This is a genomic window from Pseudoalteromonas sp. ATL1, from assembly GCF_058933015.1.
Window position 1 is genome coordinate 1103904 of the sequence record NZ_JBZYXL010000002.1, and the last position, 20311, is coordinate 1124214.

At 42.2% G+C, this 20311-nt stretch carries 18 protein-coding genes; 9 read left to right on the forward strand and 9 right to left on the reverse strand.

Annotated elements, in window-relative coordinates; translation table 11 throughout:
- The first annotated feature begins 9 nt into the window (after positions 1 to 9).
- Positions 10 to 699 carry an ABC transporter ATP-binding protein gene (locus AC5FX4_RS22795; RefSeq protein WP_493608705.1) on the forward strand — a complete coding sequence of 230 codons (690 nt, stop codon included), beginning with the start codon at positions 10 to 12 and terminating at the stop codon, positions 697 to 699.
- A gap of 5 nt (positions 700 to 704) precedes the next feature.
- Here the strand turns inward: AC5FX4_RS22795 and AC5FX4_RS22800 are convergent, their stop codons facing one another.
- On the reverse strand, positions 705 to 1511 hold the full coding sequence (locus AC5FX4_RS22800; RefSeq protein WP_493608706.1) for an alpha/beta hydrolase: 807 nt from the start codon (positions 1509 to 1511) through the stop codon (positions 705 to 707).
- 209 nt (positions 1512 to 1720) lie between these two features.
- On the opposite strand from AC5FX4_RS22800, the gene AC5FX4_RS22805 reads away from it, so the two are divergent.
- The 7 genes from AC5FX4_RS22805 to AC5FX4_RS22835 all read left to right on the forward strand — a co-directional run bounded on the left by AC5FX4_RS22805 (position 1721) and on the right by AC5FX4_RS22835 (position 9925).
- Complete coding sequence (locus AC5FX4_RS22805) at positions 1721 to 3844, forward strand: winged helix-turn-helix domain-containing protein (RefSeq protein ID WP_493608707.1); 2124 nt, start codon at positions 1721 to 1723, stop codon at positions 3842 to 3844.
- Positions 3845 to 4088: 244 nt separating this feature from the next.
- On the forward strand, positions 4089 to 4502 hold the full coding sequence (gene arfB, locus AC5FX4_RS22810) for an alternative ribosome rescue aminoacyl-tRNA hydrolase ArfB (RefSeq protein WP_493608708.1): 414 nt from the start codon (positions 4089 to 4091) through the stop codon (positions 4500 to 4502).
- Positions 4503 to 4567: 65 nt separating this feature from the next.
- On the forward strand, positions 4568 to 5308 hold the full coding sequence (locus tag AC5FX4_RS22815; RefSeq protein WP_493608709.1) for a fimbrial biogenesis chaperone: 741 nt from the start codon (positions 4568 to 4570) through the stop codon (positions 5306 to 5308).
- 124 nt (positions 5309 to 5432) lie between these two features.
- On the forward strand, positions 5433 to 7766 hold the full coding sequence (locus AC5FX4_RS22820; protein ID WP_493608710.1) for a fimbria/pilus outer membrane usher protein: 2334 nt from the start codon (positions 5433 to 5435) through the stop codon (positions 7764 to 7766).
- A complete protein-coding gene (locus tag AC5FX4_RS22825) occupies positions 7763 to 8635 on the forward strand; it encodes a hypothetical protein (protein WP_493608711.1) in 873 nt (290 codons plus the stop codon). The genes AC5FX4_RS22820 and AC5FX4_RS22825 overlap by 4 nt, the downstream gene beginning before the upstream one ends.
- A 171-nt stretch (positions 8636 to 8806) precedes the next feature.
- Positions 8807 to 9307, forward strand: a complete 501-nt coding sequence (locus tag AC5FX4_RS22830; RefSeq protein ID WP_493608712.1) for a hypothetical protein — start codon at positions 8807 to 8809, stop codon at positions 9305 to 9307.
- Between the two features lie 264 nt (positions 9308 to 9571).
- Positions 9572 to 9925: a nuclear transport factor 2 family protein gene (locus AC5FX4_RS22835; RefSeq protein ID WP_493608713.1), complete on the forward strand. Its 354-nt coding sequence runs from the start codon at positions 9572 to 9574 to the stop codon at positions 9923 to 9925.
- A 208-nt stretch (positions 9926 to 10133) separates the two neighbouring features.
- Here the strand turns inward: AC5FX4_RS22835 and AC5FX4_RS22840 are convergent, their stop codons facing one another.
- The 4 genes from AC5FX4_RS22840 to AC5FX4_RS22855 are packed head-to-tail and all read right to left on the reverse strand — an operon-like array spanning position 10134 to position 13344.
- Entirely contained in the window at positions 10134 to 11363 is a 1230-nt protein-coding gene (locus AC5FX4_RS22840) for an ATP-binding protein (protein WP_493608714.1), read from the reverse strand.
- A 7-nt stretch (positions 11364 to 11370) separates the two neighbouring features.
- Positions 11371 to 12060 (reverse strand): response regulator, encoded by a 690-nt coding sequence (locus tag AC5FX4_RS22845; RefSeq protein ID WP_493608715.1) that lies wholly within the window; start codon positions 12058 to 12060, stop codon positions 11371 to 11373.
- On the reverse strand, positions 12060 to 12458 hold the full coding sequence (locus tag AC5FX4_RS22850) for a DUF3019 domain-containing protein (RefSeq protein WP_493608716.1): 399 nt from the start codon (positions 12456 to 12458) through the stop codon (positions 12060 to 12062). The genes AC5FX4_RS22845 and AC5FX4_RS22850 overlap by 1 nt, the downstream gene beginning before the upstream one ends.
- Complete coding sequence (locus AC5FX4_RS22855; protein ID WP_493608717.1) at positions 12448 to 13344, reverse strand: MipA/OmpV family protein; 897 nt, start codon at positions 13342 to 13344, stop codon at positions 12448 to 12450. Before AC5FX4_RS22855 ends, AC5FX4_RS22850 begins: the two co-directional genes overlap by 11 nt.
- A 157-nt stretch (positions 13345 to 13501) precedes the next feature.
- On the opposite strand from AC5FX4_RS22855, the gene AC5FX4_RS22860 reads away from it, so the two are divergent.
- Positions 13502 to 15532, forward strand: coding sequence for a beta-propeller domain-containing protein (locus AC5FX4_RS22860; protein WP_493608718.1), 2031 nt, complete (start codon positions 13502 to 13504; stop codon positions 15530 to 15532).
- Between the two features lie 76 nt (positions 15533 to 15608).
- On the opposite strand, the gene AC5FX4_RS22865 is transcribed toward AC5FX4_RS22860, so the two are convergent.
- The 4 genes from AC5FX4_RS22865 to AC5FX4_RS22880 all read right to left on the reverse strand — a co-directional run bounded on the left by AC5FX4_RS22865 (position 15609) and on the right by AC5FX4_RS22880 (position 20116).
- Positions 15609 to 17177, reverse strand: a complete 1569-nt coding sequence (locus AC5FX4_RS22865; protein WP_493608719.1) for a hypothetical protein — start codon at positions 17175 to 17177, stop codon at positions 15609 to 15611.
- Between the two features lie 41 nt (positions 17178 to 17218).
- Positions 17219 to 18190, reverse strand: a complete 972-nt coding sequence (locus AC5FX4_RS22870; protein ID WP_493608720.1) for a hypothetical protein — start codon at positions 18188 to 18190, stop codon at positions 17219 to 17221.
- 205 nt (positions 18191 to 18395) lie between these two features.
- Complete coding sequence (locus tag AC5FX4_RS22875) at positions 18396 to 19244, reverse strand: hypothetical protein (protein ID WP_493608721.1); 849 nt, start codon at positions 19242 to 19244, stop codon at positions 18396 to 18398.
- Positions 19245 to 19339: 95 nt separating this feature from the next.
- Positions 19340 to 20116 (reverse strand): hypothetical protein, encoded by a 777-nt coding sequence (locus AC5FX4_RS22880; RefSeq protein WP_493608722.1) that lies wholly within the window; start codon positions 20114 to 20116, stop codon positions 19340 to 19342.
- Between the last annotated feature and the right edge of the window lie 195 nt (positions 20117 to 20311).

The window sequence follows — 20311 nt, forward strand, 5'->3', positions numbered from 1 at the left end:
GAATATATAATGTTAAAAATGCAGAACCTCGCCAAAGCGTTTTATACCGACACGATAAAAACGCAAGCGTTACACCCATTTGACTTAACTATAGAGCAAGGTGAATTCGTAGCTGTTATTGGTCCGTCTGGCTCTGGCAAAACGACTTTTTTAAACATTGCAGGGTTATTGGAAGACCATAGCGATGGACTTTACTTACTAGATGGTCAAGATGTGTCCACCATGAAAGACAAACAGAAATCGGCCTACAGAAATGAAAAAATAGGTTTTGTATTTCAGAGCTTTAACTTGATCCCTGAGCTAAATTTATATGACAACGTAGACATGCCATTACGTTATCGCGATTTTAGTGCCGCAGAGCGAGATAAGCGCATTATGCAAGCATTGGAACAAGTGGGTTTAGCCAGTCGTAAGAACCATTACCCAACACAGTTATCGGGTGGTCAGCAGCAGAGGGTGGCCATTGCACGCGCAATCGCAGGTTCACCTTCGGTGATCCTCGCGGACGAACCAACTGGTAACCTTGACTCAAAAATGGCTGACGGCATTATGGCATTGCTCAAAGATATTAACGCGAAGGGTACGAGCATTATCATGGTTACCCACGACAACGAACAAGCAGCTCAAGCAAACCGCGTGATCCAAATAAAAGATGGTCACTTACAAGATAGTCTAGAGCTAGAGCGAGCAATTGCCTAAATCAATTACTTAAACAGGTTGGGAGCTATGGCGAGCAAAGCCATAGCAACCCAGATGTGCCAAGCAAAATTAAATGTGCGGATTTGATAACGCTGATCAGCATGTAGCGCTAATTTTTGTTCCAAAGTGCCATATGAGATGAATACCCGCACTTTTTCACCTTCACGTCTCAGTGGCGATTGCTCAACTGCTTTATTTAAATAAGCCATAGCGGAACGAAGTGATGGACTGCCCAATATATAGTTTTTAAAGGTATCAGGCTGTGTCAGTAAAGTGTAAGCACCAAATGCCCCACCGAGTGAATAACCAAAATAAGTGCGATTGTTTGGCTGCGTACGATATTTGTCTTCAATGTATTTAATTACACGAGTACGTATGAAATTCAAATGCTGTTGTGCCTGACCAAATTGGTATTTTGCTTGCGTTTTAGGATCCGAGGACGGACTCACAGAATAATCTCGATATCGACTCGCTTGCTCACCGACTTCATTTAATATCTGCGCACTGAGATTCTTTTGCCAAGAGACACCCACTAAAATCACGTCTTCCATTAAGTATTCACTTGCCGCAGAAAGCGTTTCTATGTGCCACGCCGCATCAGTAAAGTAGACCACAGGATAAGCTTTATCGGCCGCCTCAACATACTTTGACGGGAGCTTCACATACAAATCATATTGCTTACCATCCACGTTCGGAAGCGGAATAGTCTCAACTCTTGGCATATTATATGGCATGCTTTCATTTGCCTCACTATGGCCGCTCAGTAAAATGAGCAGCACAGTTACAATAGAGATCCATTTCATAATCATCATTATTCGCCTTTGTTATTTTTGAATGCTATTGAGTCTTCACGAATCCGCACAAAAATACATGACGTCCAGCTGAATTTCGCTTGAATTCTAAATGAATAAAAAAAAGTTTAACTTTCAATAAATTAAAGGTTCAATTGGCACCTCTTTGCACTTATGCTAGTTTGCTGATAGGTGTAATGGTGCTTTTTTAAAAATTGGATATTAGAGATATGGCAACACAATATTGGCTTGGGGGCTTTTTTGTCGACTTGTCTAGAAATCAGATCACTCATAACGGACAAACCCTCATTCTGGCACCCAAGGCGCTTGCAGTACTCACTTATCTTGCAAAACACCGAGGTAAAGTAATCAGTCACGACGAACTGCTTGACGCAGTGTGGCAACAAACCGTGGTATCACCCAATACGCTGCAAAAAAGCATTGCCCAACTTCGAAAAGCATTGGGCGATGACGGCAAGGTGCAAATTTATATAAAAACACATGCTAAAAAAGGTTATAGCTTAGAGTGTGATGTGAAATGGCAAACCAATGAAAGTTTAGCCCCCGCAGATCTCAATGATACGCCAACTAGCCAACCTTTGGTTGAGCAACCAGTGCCTTTAAAGACAAACGCAACTTGGACATCAAAACTACTTGTGGCGCTGTGTGTGATAGTCACCGCTGGCGCTCTGGCTTTTGCCATATTGCCACAACAAGCCAATACCAAAATTACATTTAGTGAGATCCGCCCCTTAACCGCGACAGATGACAAAGAGTTTGCCCCTTCTTATTCTCCGGACGGCAAATACGTTGTTTTTCATCGTTACTTAGACAAGCAATGTAAAAACCAACTCTGGGCCAAAGACAGCGTAACGCAGCAAGAGACTTTGCTGACCCAAGAATGGGCCGCTTATGGCGATCATAATTTTTCACCCGACGGAAAAAAACTCGTGTTTGTTGAAACACACGCATGTGGTGAAGCAGTCACACAAAATGAGTGTTATAACCTAGTAACGCTCGACTTTGAAAAAGCCCTGAAAAGTGCACAGCAACCTGATGTAATTCAACAATGCGTCAATTCAACTTTAAAAATGCCCATTTGGTTAAACAACCAAGAAGTGGCGCTTATGCAAAGTACGTCTGGGCCCTCTAAACTCGTCAAATACTCCATTGATGAGCATATCAGCCAAGATCTATTTTCAATTAAAGATGGTAACTTGATTTATTTCGCCTATTCGAAAAAATATGACATACTGGCGGTCATCACTGTTCACGAAAATGATGCATATTATCTCGAAATGCTCAGACCGGATGGTCATATTGTGTCAAGTAATGAGCTCCATTATCCACCCGAGATCCCGAAATATCACAGAATATACCCACGCTTTCACCCGCACCAAGAAAAGCTCATTTTTAGCACGGGTAAACAGCTCTTTACCCTCTCTTTTGACGGGCAAATTGAAAAGCTGAGCGTACCACTAATGGATAGAATGATATTACCCGTCTTTCATCCATCTGGGGGGAAGCTATTGATGATCAAAGGGCCGTATGACAGTGACGTCATTAAACTCAACATCAATGAACTAAGCAAAAGCACAGACAAAAAAAACGGCTACCAAAGCTTTGCGCGTTCTAACCACGATGACGATAAGGCAAAATTCCAGCCCAATGGCGAATTAATTGCGTTTTGGTCTAACCGCTCAGGCGACGCACAAATTTGGTTAAGTGATACAAAGCGCACCTATCAGCTTACCCACTTTCCGATAGATAGCTATATCTATGGCTTCGATTGGGCAAAGGATGGTCAACGTATTTTGGCCAGTGTGAACCGAGAACTCGTTGAAATTTCGCTGGATGGGACTATCCAAAAGTATCCGATAAACGCCCCAGTAATGCGACTTTTTCAGTGGGATAGTGAAGCTAAAACAGCACTGATGCTGACCCGCATAAAGGGGGTAATGCAGCTAACTGAATATAACTTTGCAACAAACAAGCTAACTAAAGTGTCTGATAAACAGGTTGTTTGGGCACTTAAGAGTGACCAAGGCCAGTTGATATATCAAGATCAATTAGGCCAATTTTGGCGTTCAGAACCACTGGAAGACAAACGTATAAACCAACTGGATGGTTATGGACTAGGTGCTGATATGTTTGTTTTAAAGAACAGCATCATTTATTCCGTTAATAGCCAAAAACAAGTATGGTCGTATGATTTAAATAACAAAGACTTGGCGATATTAGGCACATTGGCGAAAGAAGCAGACCGCATCACCGATGTAAACCAAGGAGAACTATTGCTGTCGATCACCGTCGCTGCCAAAAAAGAAGTGGTTGAGTTAGTTTTAGATAAATAATCTCAGACTTGGATAAAGTTTTGCAACACTTAATACCCCCTCTAAAGGCGCTTTTACGTATTGACTGCAAGCAGTTACAAGTAACAACATGGCAAAGAATGGGCAAAATAGCATTATTGGCCAATAAACTTGTCCGAAACTAAAGTTAAATACTCTAAATCAATAAAAAATGCGGATTTTGATGCTTTTTTAACTAATCCTCGCTGTGGTAAACTATGCGCTTTGTCACCACCTTGGAAGCGCTGTGCTACGTTTATCAAATACTGTTGAAATTGCCGCTTGGGAAATTGAACTCACAGCCATTCGCGCTCAAGGTGCGGGCGGGCAAAACGTCAATAAGGTCTCAAGTGCTATCCACCTTAAGTTTGATATTAAACACTCAGCATTACCTGAGTTTTATAAAGAATGTTTGCTCGCACTGAGTGATAACCGGATCACGAAAGATGGCGTGATTGTGATCAAAGCACAAACACACCGCACGCAAGAGATGAATAAAGAAGAAGCGCTACAACGTTTGAAAGCACTTATCTTAGATGCAATCAAAGTTGACAAGGCACGTCGAGCCACCAAGCCAACGAGAAGTTCGCAGCGCAAACGTGTCGATAGTAAAGTAAAGCGTGGACAGACTAAAAACCTGCGCTCGAAAGTAAAATTTTAAATATCGTACAACACAAATAATCACGGTATTTTTTCTAAATACGTGTATCAACAGAAGGTAAAAGTATGGTCGTACAAAAGTATAAGTCACGTTTCTTGGTTGGCCCTCAGATGCGTAAACTGTGGTTATTACTTTTGGGTTTTTCTGCCCCAGCAATGGCCTATCAGGTACAACCTATGATTGTTGATCTTGCATCGCAAGGCAAAAAATCACTCGTTACTTACCGTCTACAAAATCCAAGTGACAGTCCTTTACCTATTGAAATTGAAGTGTTTAAGCGCACGTTCGACGAAAATCAAAAAGAAGTACTGGTCAGTGCAGAAGAAGATTTTCTGGTATTGCCACCTCAAATAGAAGTTCCAGCAAAAGGCTATCAAGTTTTTCGAGCCAAATATTTAGGTGAGGCAGACTTGAAGCAAACAGACTCTTACCGCATCGTATTTAAACAACTGCCATTGCCAAATGATGATGAAAAGTCAGGGGTAAAAATGGTGTTTAACTTTGCAACATTAGTGTTCGTTAGTCCCGACGGTATTAAAGCTAAACAAGCAAGTAGCGTGCAATGTAGCAAAATTGAAGATTGTAAAATGACCATTCGCAATGAAGGCGAGAGAGTGCTTGATTTGTCAGCATTTGAATATCACTTTCATGAAGGCAACACTGTTATTAATTGGCCTCAATTTCAGTCTATTACAACAGGGCGTTTTATCATGCCCGGACATGCAATGGCGCTAGATCTCAAGCCACTTCTTGTCGACAAGCCCACCAAAAGCGCGGCACTTATCAACCTAAGCGATAAGAAGTAATAGACAAACGATGTTGAAAAAGGGCTTTACAAAAAGGCCTGCACGATTCAAGTGTGTTTTATTCTCACTCGTTTGTGCATGGGCTCCTCAGTCTGTCGCCGCCGTTTACTCTATGGAGTTTCCAGTGCGGCTAAATGTTGCCGAGGTGGGGCAAGTTACTGCCGCCGTGGAGGGGTTTGAACTTAAATCAATTTCGGCTGCAGATTTCAAACTAAATCTCGGTTCCGTGCTAAGCGACAAAGTACTGTTATGGTTAACCAACAAAGGTGAGCAAGCCGTTACTTTAGAAGAATTCCAAGCACAAGGCATCACGCTCTCTCTACAAAGCCAAGACTTAACCATCACTATGATTTTGAGCGAAGAAGCGATGGCCACAGACAGCCTGTCATACGGCCGACAAAAACACGTCGAATTACCAAAAGGGGAAGCTAAGTGGGCCATATTGAACAATTTCAACTTGAATCACGAACGCACTGATAATAACCATGCTTATCAATCCCAATTTGAGTGGCTCATGAATGCAAACATTGGGGGCGGTGATGGTCTCAATATACGCAGTTCGCTTTTTTGGGAAAATAGCGAGACACAAGACAGCCATTTCTTCCGAGGCGAGACCTCGGTATTTTATGACAGACCTGATAAGCCACTGCGTTTTACGCTTGGAGACACTCAGCTCAATAGCGTTGGACATTTATCCGGTGCTCAGCTCGCTGGATTTGGCATCAAAAAAGCTTACTCCAAATTACAGCCACAACGTAGAGTGACGCCAAGTAATAGCCAGCAATTTGTACTCCCAAGGGCCGCCTCCTTGGAAGTCTTCGTAAATGAATATTTGATATCAAGAATAAAGCTCAAAGCGGGCCGCTATGATTTAAGTGACTTACCACTGAGTTCCGGCGTCAACAATATCCATGTTATCGCTACTTACGCGAATGGGGAAACACAAGAGTTTAAATTCACTACACATTACAATGCGCGTTTATTGGCAAGTGGACTCAGTGATTATTCTTTTGCAATTGGCCGCGTATCAACGCTAGATAACGGCCATTACCACTATGACGACGAACTACTCGTTTCTGGTAACTATGACTATGGTATCAACGATAAGCTAACCGTTGGGATCAACGGTGCAACTCACCCACTTGGAGATATACTGGGTTCCGTCGTCAGTTTAAATAGCCCAGTGGGTAATGTATCGCTTCGCTATTCACAAAGTCGCACACCAGATACGTCTGGGACCGCCTACTCAATTGAAACCGAGCACAGTGTATTTGGTCATGGGCATTATGGCTCGCCCAACTTACGATTGGGTTATGAGGTTAAAGACAACTTTACCAGTGCACCGTGGCAACCGTTTAATACTGTCACCGATAATAAAAGAGCGTATTTAGACTACAACTATTTCATCAATGAGTATGTGGATTTTAATCTGAGTGCATCTCACACCACCAACATAGATTCATTGGCGACCAAAAACGCGTCGGCTGAGTTTAACTTGCGCTATGAAGGTTTCCGAATTAGAGCTGGGTATACGCATAGCTCAAGCGATGTGCCAAACGTGGTGTCAGAAAACCAGTTTGTGCTCAACTTCACTTGGAATGGCCATGACCGTCAAACTAACACCCGCACTCGAGCGCAATACAATAATCGTTCTAAAGTCGCCAGTGCCAGTTACGCCAAAACCAATAGCAACTTTGTGAATGATTACGGCTATGAACTCATCACAGAAAAGGGCAGTAACTACCGACAAGAACAGCTCAAGGCAAGTTACACCGGCGCATTCTTCAGAGCCGACATGAGCGCAAATAACTATACGCGCTCGAACATGACAGATGATAGTGGTGCGAGTATTAACTTGTCGACCAGCCTAGGTCTAGCGGATGGCTACTTTGGCATGGGCGCTACGACCACAGCACCTTTTGCCGTTGTGACTAAGCACAAAACGTTAAAAGAAACTGAAGTACTGGTTAATACCGACCGTTTTGGTCGCGCTCAAACCAAACCAAGCCAGCATATTGGCGCGCTTGTTTCTCTGGGTTCTGGTTATACTCACTCACAATTTAATATTGATGTACCCGATGCGCCGCTAGGATATGACTGGGGTCCGGGCATGTACCGCTTAGTTGGTGGCGCAAATACAGGTCATCATCTCCAAGTAGGTTCAGAGTTATCCTACACTGTTATAGGCACTTTGCTTGATGATCAAGGCACACCTATTGCAATGCAAAGAGGGCAGGTTGTACAGCAACAGAAAAATGGCACACAACCGCTTGTTCGTGCATTTTTTACCAACAGAGCGGGGCGCTTTGTGGTGGAAGGAATAAGTACTGGTGAGTATCTCGTTGAAATAGATGGGTTGAAAGGCGTTTTTAGTATCAACGATAGCGAAAAACGATTTATGCGAATTGGTACCATTAAACTCGAACAAAATCAGTCGAAAGGAGACTCAAGCGAATGAAACTGAAAATATTTTTGGTGCTTTTTTTGAGTTACCTGTTAGCAAGTTCACCCGCATTCGCCAAACGCAATGGCAATAAATGTGCGGGTAATTTACTCGCCACATCACCCACATCAGATGTCATTGAAGATTACGGCAATCAAGTGTCCGTTTATTTACCTTTAAAAATACAAGTTTCTGACACTCTATTAAATTGTGCCGATGAAATATGGGTCGAAGATGTTTACAACTACTCTTTGATGTTTACTGGCCCAACAGAATATAAATATGCCAATTTGCTTGATGAACAATTCAACAGCAAGTGGCCCAGCAACGGCATATGGCGGTTTCCGCTAAACAACTACACGACTAATATGTGGGTACGTTTACAACATTACAGTCTGTTTCCCTCAGGCAACTACAGTGGCATGGTAAAAGTATCTGTAGTGCGCAAAAATAGAATCATCGAAGAGCAATACTTGAGCATGAACTATTACTCACAGCCTCAAGTTGCTATCTCTGTCGATACCACCAGCCAAGGCAAAGTGTCAGGTAGTAAGGGTTTCTACCAAATCGATTTAGGTGAACTAAAAAGCGACATGCGCTTTTATTGGGGTATCAAAATACTCAGTAATAGTTCGTACGATATTGTTTTGGATTCTGAATTCAATGGCTTGCGTCATGAAACCGACACTCGCTCATTGATCGACTACAGCATTAGTTTTGATAACGTCAAAATATCGTCGTCTGAACGGCTTATGCGTAGCTATAACTTCTACCCAGGTGTCAGAAATCGGTGGTACGGATTTGAATTTGTATTAGGAAACACAGAACTCATGCCAGCCGGCGTGTATCGAGATAATTTATCTCTCACTGTATACCCGAGGTAACCATTTGAAAATAAACAAAATACAAAATTAATTTAAAAATTTTCAAAATAAAAACGGTGTTTTCAACATTGTTGGCACCCCCTTTGCTTAATGTATGGCATGTAGGTAACAACGCCTAAACATTAAAATTAGATAGCAATATTAAGCTGTATCTTATCAAGGGGATAAAACATGAGCACATTACTTAAATCATTATTCGTAGCATCTGCACTTACTTCTATGACAGCAGCGGCAGGTGTTTTAGACACAACAGCTTCAGAAGCTAAGTTCACATTCGAAGGCACGATTGCACCTATGTGTAAAACCAACAGCGGCCTTAGCAACAGTGTTACTGGGTTAATCCTTGATTCATCTAAGCAAACACAACAAATCGGTACACTTGATGTTTGGTGTAACACAGGTAGAAACGCAGCGACCGAATATACGTCTTTAAACGGTGGTTTCTTACAGGCTAATAACTCACAAAAAAGTAAAATTGCTTACAAATTGAGCGTGGGTGACGCAACGGATATCGATTTAGCAACCGCATATAAGCATACAGGTACATTGGCTGGCACTGGTAAAGCCGGTGACACAAAAGCAACGTTACTAAGAATTACACCACAGTCTACCGGTTTAGATGACGCAGGTACTTACTCAGATACAATTACAGTAACAGTAAGCCCTAACTAATAAATATTTGGCAATGAGATTTTAGGCCAATCTCTCATTGCCTTCCCCCGAACAAAGCTAGTCACGTGTTTAGGCTAGCTTTTCTTCACGATGAACTTGCGCTCATTCAGGTATCGATTCACAACTTCTAGCGACTTGACTTCTTAGCACCCATGCTTACCCAACAAGCTTAAACAACCGTCGTCTATCTAAAAATTATCTACCTCAAAAGTACAATAAGCGGTATGCTCAACAAACGAGCGCGATTAATAAAATAAAAACACCGTGAGCCCTGAAAAATTAGTTCAAATACAACTTGATGCATATAACGAAAAAAACTTAACAGCTTGGTTAAACACCTACTCACAAGATGCAATTCAATATTCAACCGAAGGCGAGATCCTCGCTACTGGACATGAGCAAATGGCATCAAACATGAAGATACGCTTTCAAGAGCCCGATCTACATGCCAAATTACTCAACCGTATGGTGTGTGAAGATGTGGTCATCGATCATGAGCTGATCACCCGTAACTTTCCTGAAGGCAAAGGGAGCGTAGAAATGCTCTGCATTTATCATGTTCGAGACGGATTGATCCACAAGGGTCAATTTAAGGTATTCAACAAGCAAGTTTTTTGACGCGATAAAATCTTTATAAAAAACACCTGAAGCCAAGACTATTGTGACTAAACGACTTCCTGACAGCTTAATGATTAATTAAAACTATTTAGAAATTAACAAACAAACTTGGGATAGAAGTGCAAGCCTGCATTTAGATGCCGAGTTTTATCACTTCGATGCCTTTAAAAGAGTAAGTGTTCACGGAATAAGGTTAAGCTAATACAAATTAGAGCCAATGTGGCAAGTGGATCACAAATTGAGCGCCACCAATATCAGCGTCTTCAACAGTACATTCGCCACCATGCCATGTCACGATTTTATCGACTATGGCCAACCCTAAACCAAACCCACCAGAGTTTTTATTGCGGCTTTGCTCAAGCCTCATAAACGGTTCAAACACTTTATCTTTATCTGCTTTCGCAATGCCTTTGCCATCGTCCGCTACGCTCAAGCATACCGCTTCTGGCGCCAAGTAAATTTTTGCTACAATCAAACTTACGCCATATTTATCAGCATTTTGTAATAAGTTTTGCACCACACGCTCTAGGTAATGTCGCTCAGCTTTGACATAACAAGCCTGGCTGGGCACTAAGAACTCAATCTGCTTTTGCGTAATGCGCTGTAGTTTATTGATCTGTTGCTGCACTAATTCGCATAAATTAACACGTTCAAATTTCAGTTGTGTTTGCGCCATCTCCAAACGCGCATAACTGAGCATTTCGTCAATTAATAGCTCCATTTCTTGCACATCTTGAGACATTTGCTCCACAGGCTTTGGCGCTTCGTTGGCAAGCATGGCTAACGCGAATTTAAGCCGTGCTAAAGGCGTTCTCAGCTCATGTGAAACCGCATTCACTAAGTGCTTTTGATTACTCATCAGGTTAGCTACTTTGACAGCCATGGTATGAAATTGGCTGGTCAATGTTGCAATGGCAGAAAAGCGAGAGGGCGCAATAGAAATATCCAACTCTCCCTGAGCTAGTTGCCCCGTTACATATTTAAGCTGCATAAGATCTCGCCACAGCGGCCTTAACCACAGCATCAGTAACACACCCAACGCAACGAAAGAAAACAGCTTTATTAGGTATTTTGACAAAACCGCCTGTTTTGGCGGCGCGAAAGGACCAAGTTGAACGAGGCTTTGCTTGTCTTGCATTAAAAACGACAGCACAGCCTGATTGTGCTCTGTATAAGTGGTGATCACTTGCCCTTGCAACAATAGCGCACGTTGCTCTGGCAACCACGCAATCTCATCCAGTTGATGTTTGGTGACACGACTATCTAATTGCTCTGGTTTAACGACGCTGGTTTGTAATATTTTCGCGACTTGTTTTGCATGTCTTAATTCATCGGGTGCCTGATAAAGGTAGCGTTGCCAAATGAACTCACTGCCTTGATTGATCAAAATAATACTAACGAACACCACTAAATATAAGCTGATCAGCAATCGGATCATTATTTTACTAACCCCACGCAGATTTGGAGCATAAGTAACCTTTACCCCAAACAGTGATCAAACGTTCAGGCTGTTCTAAATTATCATGGAGTTTTTTGCGTAATCGAGAGATCCGCACATCCACACTGCGATCTAGGCCATCATATTCGCGACCAACTACGTGCTTGTATATATATTCTCGGCTTTGCGTCTCGCCCGCATGGCTTGCAAGTGCCCATAGTAAGTCAAACTCATAACTAGTCAACTCAACTTCGTGTTGTGCTAAACACACTTTGCGATTCGCTTTATCAATCGTCAATTGCCCCAGAGTCAAATGATCACTCGCTCTTAGGCTTGTGCCGTTGCGTCTTAGTAAAGCATTGATCCGGGCTAATAGAACGTGGGGTTCAACAGGCTTTATGACATAATCATCGGCACCTATCTCAAGCCCTCTGACTTGATCAAAGTCGCTGTCTTTTGCGGTTAAAAATAATATAGGCCCAGAATAGTTAGGGCGCACATGGCGACAGACGCTAAAACCGTCTTGGTTTGGCAACATAATGTCTAGGATCACCACATCCGGTTGTTTAGCAATAATTTCACTCACCGCCTCATCGCCATCATGTACCTGTGTCACCTGTAAGCCGTGGCTTTGCAGAAATTGAGCGGTTAAATCAGCAAGGCGTATATCATCTTCAACAAGCATAATGTGAGCCATTAGAAAATACTCCAATCCGTTTTTAATCTTCTTCGATACTGGCGACTACTGGCCGCATTGACATTGACCGTTTGTTGCGCGAGCAAATTATTTTGCCCATCAATGAGTCTAAAAGTCATGCTTTTTTGCAGCTCTACATCAAGCTTTTGCGATATATTCTGCTTGGCTTGCCAGCACTGTAATTTCGTTTTGTCTTGATATAAACAGGCATCGACGGGGCGCTGAGTTTGCCAACTGACTTTAACGGTCATCTGACAAAGCTCGCCTAATTGACGCACTACACAGGTCATAGGCTTTAGTTCTAAACGATTCTCTTGTAGTAATTGAGCATTCGCCATCAAATTATTGCCGTATAGAACCATCATAAGCGCACCCACATACTTCGCGCTAGAACTCATATAGCCCTCCAATAAAGAAGGCGCTACTGCCATTTTGATCTACGATGGGACTATTACGAATACCACTACCTAAAAATTGATGCTTGGCACTGATTTTTAGCTGCCAATCTTCATTGATCCGATAGTTAAATGCTGCAGAAATAAAGGGTGAAAAAGTGCTTTCACCTTGATAATAGGCTTTTTCACCCAGTTTATCTTTCGCACTCAAGCCATAATAATAATCAACTAATTCCTGACTTTGCCAATGTACTCCGACGTTAACTTGTAACTTGGCTGGCAGTGCTTCTGGTAATGAGAATTGATGTGTATATTTTAAAATAGCATGCTGACCTTTATACACACCGCCTACATCAACAAGCCATGACACCGTCAACTTGTGCCGTTCACCGAGGTACCAGTGTGCCAACAAACCACCATCAATGGTCCAGTCTCGTTCACCGATATCATTGATATTTACGCTTTCCCTTACTAACGTACTACCATTCTCGTTCTCAGGAGAAACCTTGTCATCACCCGTAAATTCTCCACTAGCATCAATCGGGTTATCTGGCGCAATAATATTACGAATATGAAAACGCTCGAAGTAAGCTTGTTCTGCATTGGGCTCTACGATTAGACTAAAATCAAATTCAGGCTTATCTACAAGTGTGTAACCCAAGGTGGTGTTTTCAAGAAAAAGCCGTTCGTTATAGTAGCTGACATAGGGCAGTACAATAAGTGGGAAGTTATCGCCGCCATTAAGCGGATTAGTCATGACCCCAGCGCCCAACGCTACAGAAAAATTCCATTGTCCCACTTGTGCGCACTCATCCGACTGAGGCTCACATGTTTGTGCGTTTGTGATTGCACTTCCTAATAAGCCAACCGCCCATACAATTTGTTTCAAACTCACCTCCCACCTTTTCTAATAGCTAATTTACCATCGTATTTGCAATTTGCTATATCGGGTAACACTTAATAACAAATAGGTATTTAAAGGTAACAGTTAAACTTGGCCAATTTCGTACAGTATATTTAGAGCAAACAATAAAAGGAGAGATGTTATGTTTTACCCACGTTTACTAGCGTTAAGCGTCACTGTATTGCTAAGTGCCTGCTCAGACAGCGATACAAAAACAACACCAGATGATCAAACGGCTACCTTGCCACAATTAAATGATATTAAGGTATCCACCAGCCCACTGACCAAAGCCAGTGCAGATCAATTCGCCACCAACCTAAAGAACGGCTTATTTGTACGCCGTTATTCTTCATCCACACTCCCCCCAGCTTCGGGAGATCAAAGTAATGAAATGTCGGCCACAACGAGTGGCAACTTTTCAACCACCAATCAACAAGAAAGCGGTGTAGATGAAGCCGACAGAGTCAAATACGATGGGCAATACATGTATATTGCCGCCAACGGTATGCAAAACATCACGGATACGCAAACAAGTACGCAATATGTCCGTATTATGAAACGAGATGATAGCGGCGCTTTAACTCCGGTAAAGCAGCTCTCCACATCAGATATTGCTTATCAAAAACAACAACTGTATTTGCATGACAACACACTCGCAGTATTAAACCATGACTATGGTTGGTTTGGTATTTTAGAGCCAATGGCCGCAGCCAGTACTTCGGTGGTGGATGGCGATATTTTACCAGCTCCCATGTCACAACAATTTGAGTTAAGTGTTTTGGATGTCAGCCAGCCAGAGCAAGCGGCAAACAAAGCGCATTTTGTGATTGACGGACAACTGATTGATAGCCGAGTGATTGGTGATCACCTTTACCTTGTAAGTAACTATTATCCGCATTTTGATAATTTCAGTGCCACTGATGGCGACGATCAAAGTAAACTTCGTGACTACCAAGCACTGCAAAAAGAACAAATAAGCAACTTTATTCCCAAGATCACTAACACAATCACAGAGCAAACAACCCCTTTGTTTGAAGCAGATGATTGTTACATCAGCGCTGACGCAACAAACGTTGATGGCTTTGACGCTATCATGACTGTCACAAAAATTGCACTCGATGATCCATCACAACGCAGCTCTATTTGTGTAAACAGTCAAATTGATGGTTTGTATGCATCAACAAAATCTCTTTATACCTACAGCACTCAGTACGTTACAGACAAAAACCAATCTGTGATCCATAAATTTGATTTAGAAAAAAATGAACCAAACTACAGTGCAACTGGGTTGGTTTCTGGTCATTTAGGTTGGAACAATGCAAACTTACGCTTTAGCGAAATGTCGCAGCACCTTCGTTTAGTCACCTCAAATGGCAATAGCCTAGAAGGCTTTGAACACACTTTATATGTGCTTGAACAACAAGGTGATAAGCTAAATGTCGTCAGTCAGCTACCTAACGAACAGTTCCCAACGCCCATCGGTAAGGTCAATGAAAAGGGCATTGTAGATGAAGATGTCTATGCGGTGAGATTCACCGATCAACAAGCCTATGTCGTCACCTTCAAACAAACTGATCCACTGTATGTAATTGATTTGTCAGACGCCCTCAATCCGAAAATTGCGGGTGCACTGGAAATCCCAGGTTATTCAGCATATTTGCACCCTGTCGCTGACGGTTTACTCCTAGGGGTGGGTCAACATGTTGAAGACATCGCGTCTGATACACCCGTTGTCAGTCAGGGGGCAAAAGTCAGTTTATTTGATATAAGCGATATTAGTGCACCGAAAGAACTGAGCGCGCATACCTTCGAGGGTGCTTATACAGCAGCCGAAAACGATTATCACGCATTTAGCTTTTTATCGATGAGTAATGGTCAATACCGCTTTACTTTGCCCATTGAGACTTGGCATAGCACCAGCACAGAGCCAAGCTTTACAACTTGGACACGCAGCAATGAGTTGGCACTCTTTGCCTTGGACATTAATAGTAAGCAATTGAGCTACAGTGGCAGTAGTCCAATTAATTACCCAGATGACAAAGATAATCTCCCTTATGTTTGGTCGGGAGATGATCGCGCTGTTATTCACCAAGACGATGTGTATTACATTCATGGTAACTATGTATGGCAAAGTACTTGGCAAGCGCCCGCTAAAAATACCGGCCCATACTAGAAAATAACCGTAAGCCACAACAAAGCCATGTGCCATGCACATGGCTTTTTTATGCTCTCAGAATACATTCTGTCAGTTAGCTCGGCTGGCTTTCAAGCAACTCGGTTAGTTTTTTAATAATCACCGGGTTCGAAGTACTGTTTTTCAACTGCTGTAACTTAGCTGCATTACTGGCGCTCAAAGCTTGTTTAGTTTCCAGCATAGTTCTTGTAAATGCGGCAACAAAACGCGGTTCAGGCGCTGACAACAGCGCACCAACCACCACATCTTGATAACCCGACTGTTTACTTAACACTTTAATACTGTTGAGCTTTGCCCCTTTGTCTTGACTGTGAAGTAGGGGCGGTAACTGTGCCAACAACTGATCATTTTTACTATTCGCAATGGCTAAAACCGTTGTTGATAGGTTACGTTGCTGTTGCAGATTATCTTGCAGATAACTTTTAACCGTGAGTGACTGTTCGGGCGTAAAATAGCCCATTGTGCCAATGCTTAATAGCGCGGTATTCGCTACTTGATTATTTTGCTGCTGAGCTATCGACTGTAGGGCGTGTAAAGACAACTCACTAGACGCCCCGAAACGACCAAGCGCAATCGCTACTTTGTGTTTGTCTAAGTCGCGGGTTTGCTCAAATTGCAGTAAGTCCACCAGCATCGCTTCAGCCTCTGGGGTTTGCAATTTCTGTAATGCATAAATCAATGCAGAGCTAGACTCGGGCATGGCGTTCAATAGCTCAAGAATGTCATAAGCGCTGTAATGCTCTACCATAAATGCCCCAACCGTTTTAGCTAATTGAGGAGACAAAGATTGCTTGAGCGACTCTAGAGCTTGTTCAAAATCGGCTTTGTTTTGTATTTTTGTGATGACTTGTTGTGCTTGCTCAACGTCAATACTCACATTGGCATCTCGGCTTGGTTGCGCCAGCAAGACGGTTTTTGGAGCGTGTTTGACTGTGACCGTTTGCTCCACGGTGTAGCTTTGCTGTTGTTGTGACCAAAGACGCATATTACTGTAGGTAAGACTGCTCATTTCTTGCTGTGTATCCAGTGCTATCTGCCAAGTTTCTTGTTCTTTTAGAGGTTGATAGCTGGGATCGACATAATTCTGTGTCACAATTTGACGTGTAATGATATTGCCGTCACGACCATATTGATAGTTCACCTGTCTTTGCGGTTCTTTAAAACTCATGGTGTCATTGAGGTTGTAACTCATTAAATTGAACACTTGCTGCGTCACTTGTAACGTGTGCTCAGAGGGTAAGCCAAGTAAATCGAGCTGTTCATAGCGTGTGGCGTTACGTTTTACAGTAAAAGGCAATTCGCTTACTAGGGGAGTAACACGGTTATCTTGGCTGTAGCTAATATCACTGAGCTGTCCTATCCATTCATGGCTATCGGCACCTTCCTGTAGCTGCATATGCCAGCTCAATTTTGAATGAGACAACACAACCTGATTGTCGCCTTGAATAGAAGACTCAATTAATACTTGGTAGCCGTGTTGATATGATTCACCTTTTTGCTCATTTGGCACAGTGTGTGTCTGAACCGCCGAACTATTGCTATGTCCGTTAGAAGATTGAAAAAGCGCAAAATAACCAATAACAGCAACAACCACACATGCAAACGAAAGTACTTTAATTTTCATAAAAACTCCTGATAGGGTGGCACTAAGCCACCCTTAAAAAATTAAAGTTGCTGCCAACTTGGGCTTGCGTACTCATAAAAAGTCGTTTCACGCTCGTACAGCGGATCCCACTTGAAGATATCAACATTAAACTTCAACAAGCCCCAAAGCTTTTTACAGTAAGCTTCGATTTTACCGTCACCACCGGATAGCTTGCCAGAAACCTTAAGCTCTAAGAAACCTTCTTCAAGTACTTGCTCATCAACCACAACACGACGAATACCCGCTTCAACATAGCCTTTCGCTTTTACTTTCAGTAGCGACAATTTACCTTTAACACCTGCTTCAGCAATGCCGTAACCAAACGTACCGTACGCTGAACTCGTTACTAAACCACCAATGAATGGCTCTACAGATGCATACACGTAGTCTGGGCGACGCACGCCGCCCGCTTCAAATGGCTCGTCATTGTCGTAGCCACCGATCACGCCACCGACTTCAAACTCTGCACCCGCTTCAATACCCGCGCCAAATTTAACACCCAATCTCATCAGGCCAAGTGGATCAAGTGGTAATTCTAGTTTTGGTTTGATAGGTTCTGGGATCAAATCAAAGTAGTACTCAACTGGATAGGTCACTGATGCATCTAATAAGTCATCACAGTTTGGCTTGAATTCAGCAACCGTGTCTTCACCAATTTCAAGGTTAAAGCTCATACCTTGCGTACAATCAAGCTTTGAAGGGTTGAAAGAAAATTCAACAAAGCCAACGGCTAACTTGAAGTTTCTATCGTGTAACTTTAACCAGTTACTACCCTGATAAAAACCGCTGGTGGCACCATTAGCAACGCTGTCAACAAACATCCAGCCTTGCTGTCCTCGGTATTGGTGCGTGCGGCCAATGGCCTGGTTTTTAGTCACTACTCGTGCGGCCTGCTCAACATAGCCTGGATCTTTGTAGATAGACGCTTGCGCTGGTGCCATCACCAAAGCGCCAAGTAGCGCAGATAAGCACATAGAAGTAAAAGTTTTCATTATTTTTCCTGTTTATATGGTTTTAAAAGATCATGAGGCTGCGCAGCCGGGCGCTAATATAGACATGAAAACTTACACTTTAGTTACAATTGTGTTTATTTTGGGCCCTTACTTGAAAATCCAGACTTTTTGCTGAAGTTTAGAGTTTTTGGCCCACTCAGCGCGATGGGGATGAAAAACAAGTCGCGATAATTATTTATTTTTGTTAATTACTTTTTATGAATAATGCATCAAGGTAAGTTCGCGTTTTTTGTTGTGCTGTTTGTGGCAACCAACGTAAATGAGCCTGATAAAATGAGTCTTGCTGATACAGTACTTTAAGAAACGTATCGAGCTGCTTTATGAAAGCAATACTGTGCTCGTTGTTATTACACATCCAGTGACCTAACACATACTTTGGCGCCCCCTCAATGTCATAAACACGGAATTTTGTGGGTCTTAGCTCATTTTGACTGTGCCGAAAAATTTCCGCAGGATACCCTAGCAAAAAGTCCGCTCGATTACGTTTGAACATGAAATAAGTCTGGTCGTAGTGATTCGTTCCATCACGAACTACTTTATTCTGCTGCGGTATATTTTTTAATTGCTCATCTAAAAAGGGCCCATAAGACATACTGGGCACTAAAACGATCAACGCATCGCTATTGTGGTTGAATATCAGGGGTAAGGATTTCACTTCTCCTTGCTCATTTAACAATTTGTTGTGTAGCGGTGGTGCAGAAGCGTGCAGATATAATCTGCGACTGAGGTATATATTAACGGGTAAGCTAAACAAAAACTCGTTGAGTCGTTCTGGTGTTTTAATACGATTAGACACACAGACCGCATCTTTACTTGAACGCATTGCGCGTAATGCTCGTTTATAACTAGCTGGTACAAAGGTTAGCCCATCAGTCTTAAACTTATCGAGCAACAATAAGTTGGTGTTATTGGCGATATTAGTGGCAGGTATTCTATGTAGATAAACGTTTAAATCCTTCTCATCATCTATGTATAACTGTACGGCATTAACACCAGTAACTACAAACATCATGAATAAAAGAAACAACGGCATAGAAATAACAACAACCTTAAGAGTTACTTATCTTCAGCATAGGTTAAACTACGCATAATGCGCAGTAACTTATGCTACAAACGCAATAGTTCACCTTACAAATTGTCAATTAACGCCTTTAAGTACAATGTCGTTTTCGATTTATCGACTTCTGGCAACCATCTGGTATGAGCCTGATAAAAGTCTGCACTTTGATACATAAGCTTTATATGCGTATTCAGCTCACCAATAAAAAGTTGACTAGACGGTGTGTCATTGCACATCCAATAGCCTATTGAAAATTTGGGGCTATCAGCAATATAGTAGGCACGAAGATTCGCTTGTTTTTTTTGTAAATTGCTATAAATATCAGCGGGGTAGCCAAGAAAAAAATCGGCCCGTTGCTTTTCAAACATATCGTAGATTGTGTTGTAGTAATCATTAGTGTTGCGTAGCAACTTATTCTTTTTACTGACTTTGGCCAATTGAGCATCTAAAAAAGTGCCATAGGAAATGGAGGTGCCTAACACTATGATTGACTCGGGATGTGCTTGGAACAAAACGGGGAGTGAACGCAAATCTCCACTCTCATCAAGCAGTTCATCTTCTATTGGCAAAGCTGACGCCCGTTGATATAGGCGACGGCTCAAATAAATATTGATAGGTAAACTGTATAAAAACTCTTTCATGCGGGTCGGTGTTTTTAATTTATTCGTCATGCAAACTGCACTTTGACTTTCCCGCATCTCTTTGACAGCTCGATTAAAACTGCCTGGTAAAATTTCTAAAGAACTGACTTCAAGCGCTTCGATCACCATGAGATTTGTTTCGTTCGCGATACTGCTTGGAGGTATATCTTTTAGATAAACCCGCAAATCGTTTTCATCATTCACGTACAATTGCACTGCATGCACTGAACTCACAAATAGGAGTGACGCAAGGATTAGGCATTTAAAAAAGCGAAGAACCGAAAACGAAATATCATCGTTCATGTTGACTGAAGACCACATCAATTAACGAGTAAGTTATCTTTGATTTATTAAGAATAGGTCAACAATCAAACAAAATGCCAGCATAAGGCTGGCATT

Coding starts and splice junctions, on each gene's coding strand:
- AC5FX4_RS22795 (WP_493608705.1), top strand. CDS start 10: ATGTTAAAAATGCAGAACCTCGCCAAAGCGTTTTATACCGACACGATA.
- AC5FX4_RS22800 (WP_493608706.1), bottom strand. CDS start 1,511: ATGATGATTATGAAATGGATCTCTATTGTAACTGTGCTGCTCATTTTA.
- AC5FX4_RS22805 (WP_493608707.1), top strand. CDS start 1,721: ATGGCAACACAATATTGGCTTGGGGGCTTTTTTGTCGACTTGTCTAGA.
- AC5FX4_RS22815 (WP_493608709.1), top strand. CDS start 4,568: ATGGTCGTACAAAAGTATAAGTCACGTTTCTTGGTTGGCCCTCAGATG.
- AC5FX4_RS22825 (WP_493608711.1), top strand. CDS start 7,763: ATGAAACTGAAAATATTTTTGGTGCTTTTTTTGAGTTACCTGTTAGCA.
- AC5FX4_RS22830 (WP_493608712.1), top strand. CDS start 8,807: ATGAGCACATTACTTAAATCATTATTCGTAGCATCTGCACTTACTTCT.
- AC5FX4_RS22840 (WP_493608714.1), bottom strand. CDS start 11,363: ATGATCCGATTGCTGATCAGCTTATATTTAGTGGTGTTCGTTAGTATT.
- AC5FX4_RS22845 (WP_493608715.1), bottom strand. CDS start 12,060: ATGGCTCACATTATGCTTGTTGAAGATGATATACGCCTTGCTGATTTA.
- AC5FX4_RS22850 (WP_493608716.1), bottom strand. CDS start 12,458: ATGAGTTCTAGCGCGAAGTATGTGGGTGCGCTTATGATGGTTCTATAC.
- AC5FX4_RS22860 (WP_493608718.1), top strand. CDS start 13,502: ATGTTTTACCCACGTTTACTAGCGTTAAGCGTCACTGTATTGCTAAGT.
- AC5FX4_RS22865 (WP_493608719.1), bottom strand. CDS start 17,177: ATGAAAATTAAAGTACTTTCGTTTGCATGTGTGGTTGTTGCTGTTATT.
- AC5FX4_RS22870 (WP_493608720.1), bottom strand. CDS start 18,190: ATGAAAACTTTTACTTCTATGTGCTTATCTGCGCTACTTGGCGCTTTG.
- AC5FX4_RS22875 (WP_493608721.1), bottom strand. CDS start 19,244: ATGCCGTTGTTTCTTTTATTCATGATGTTTGTAGTTACTGGTGTTAAT.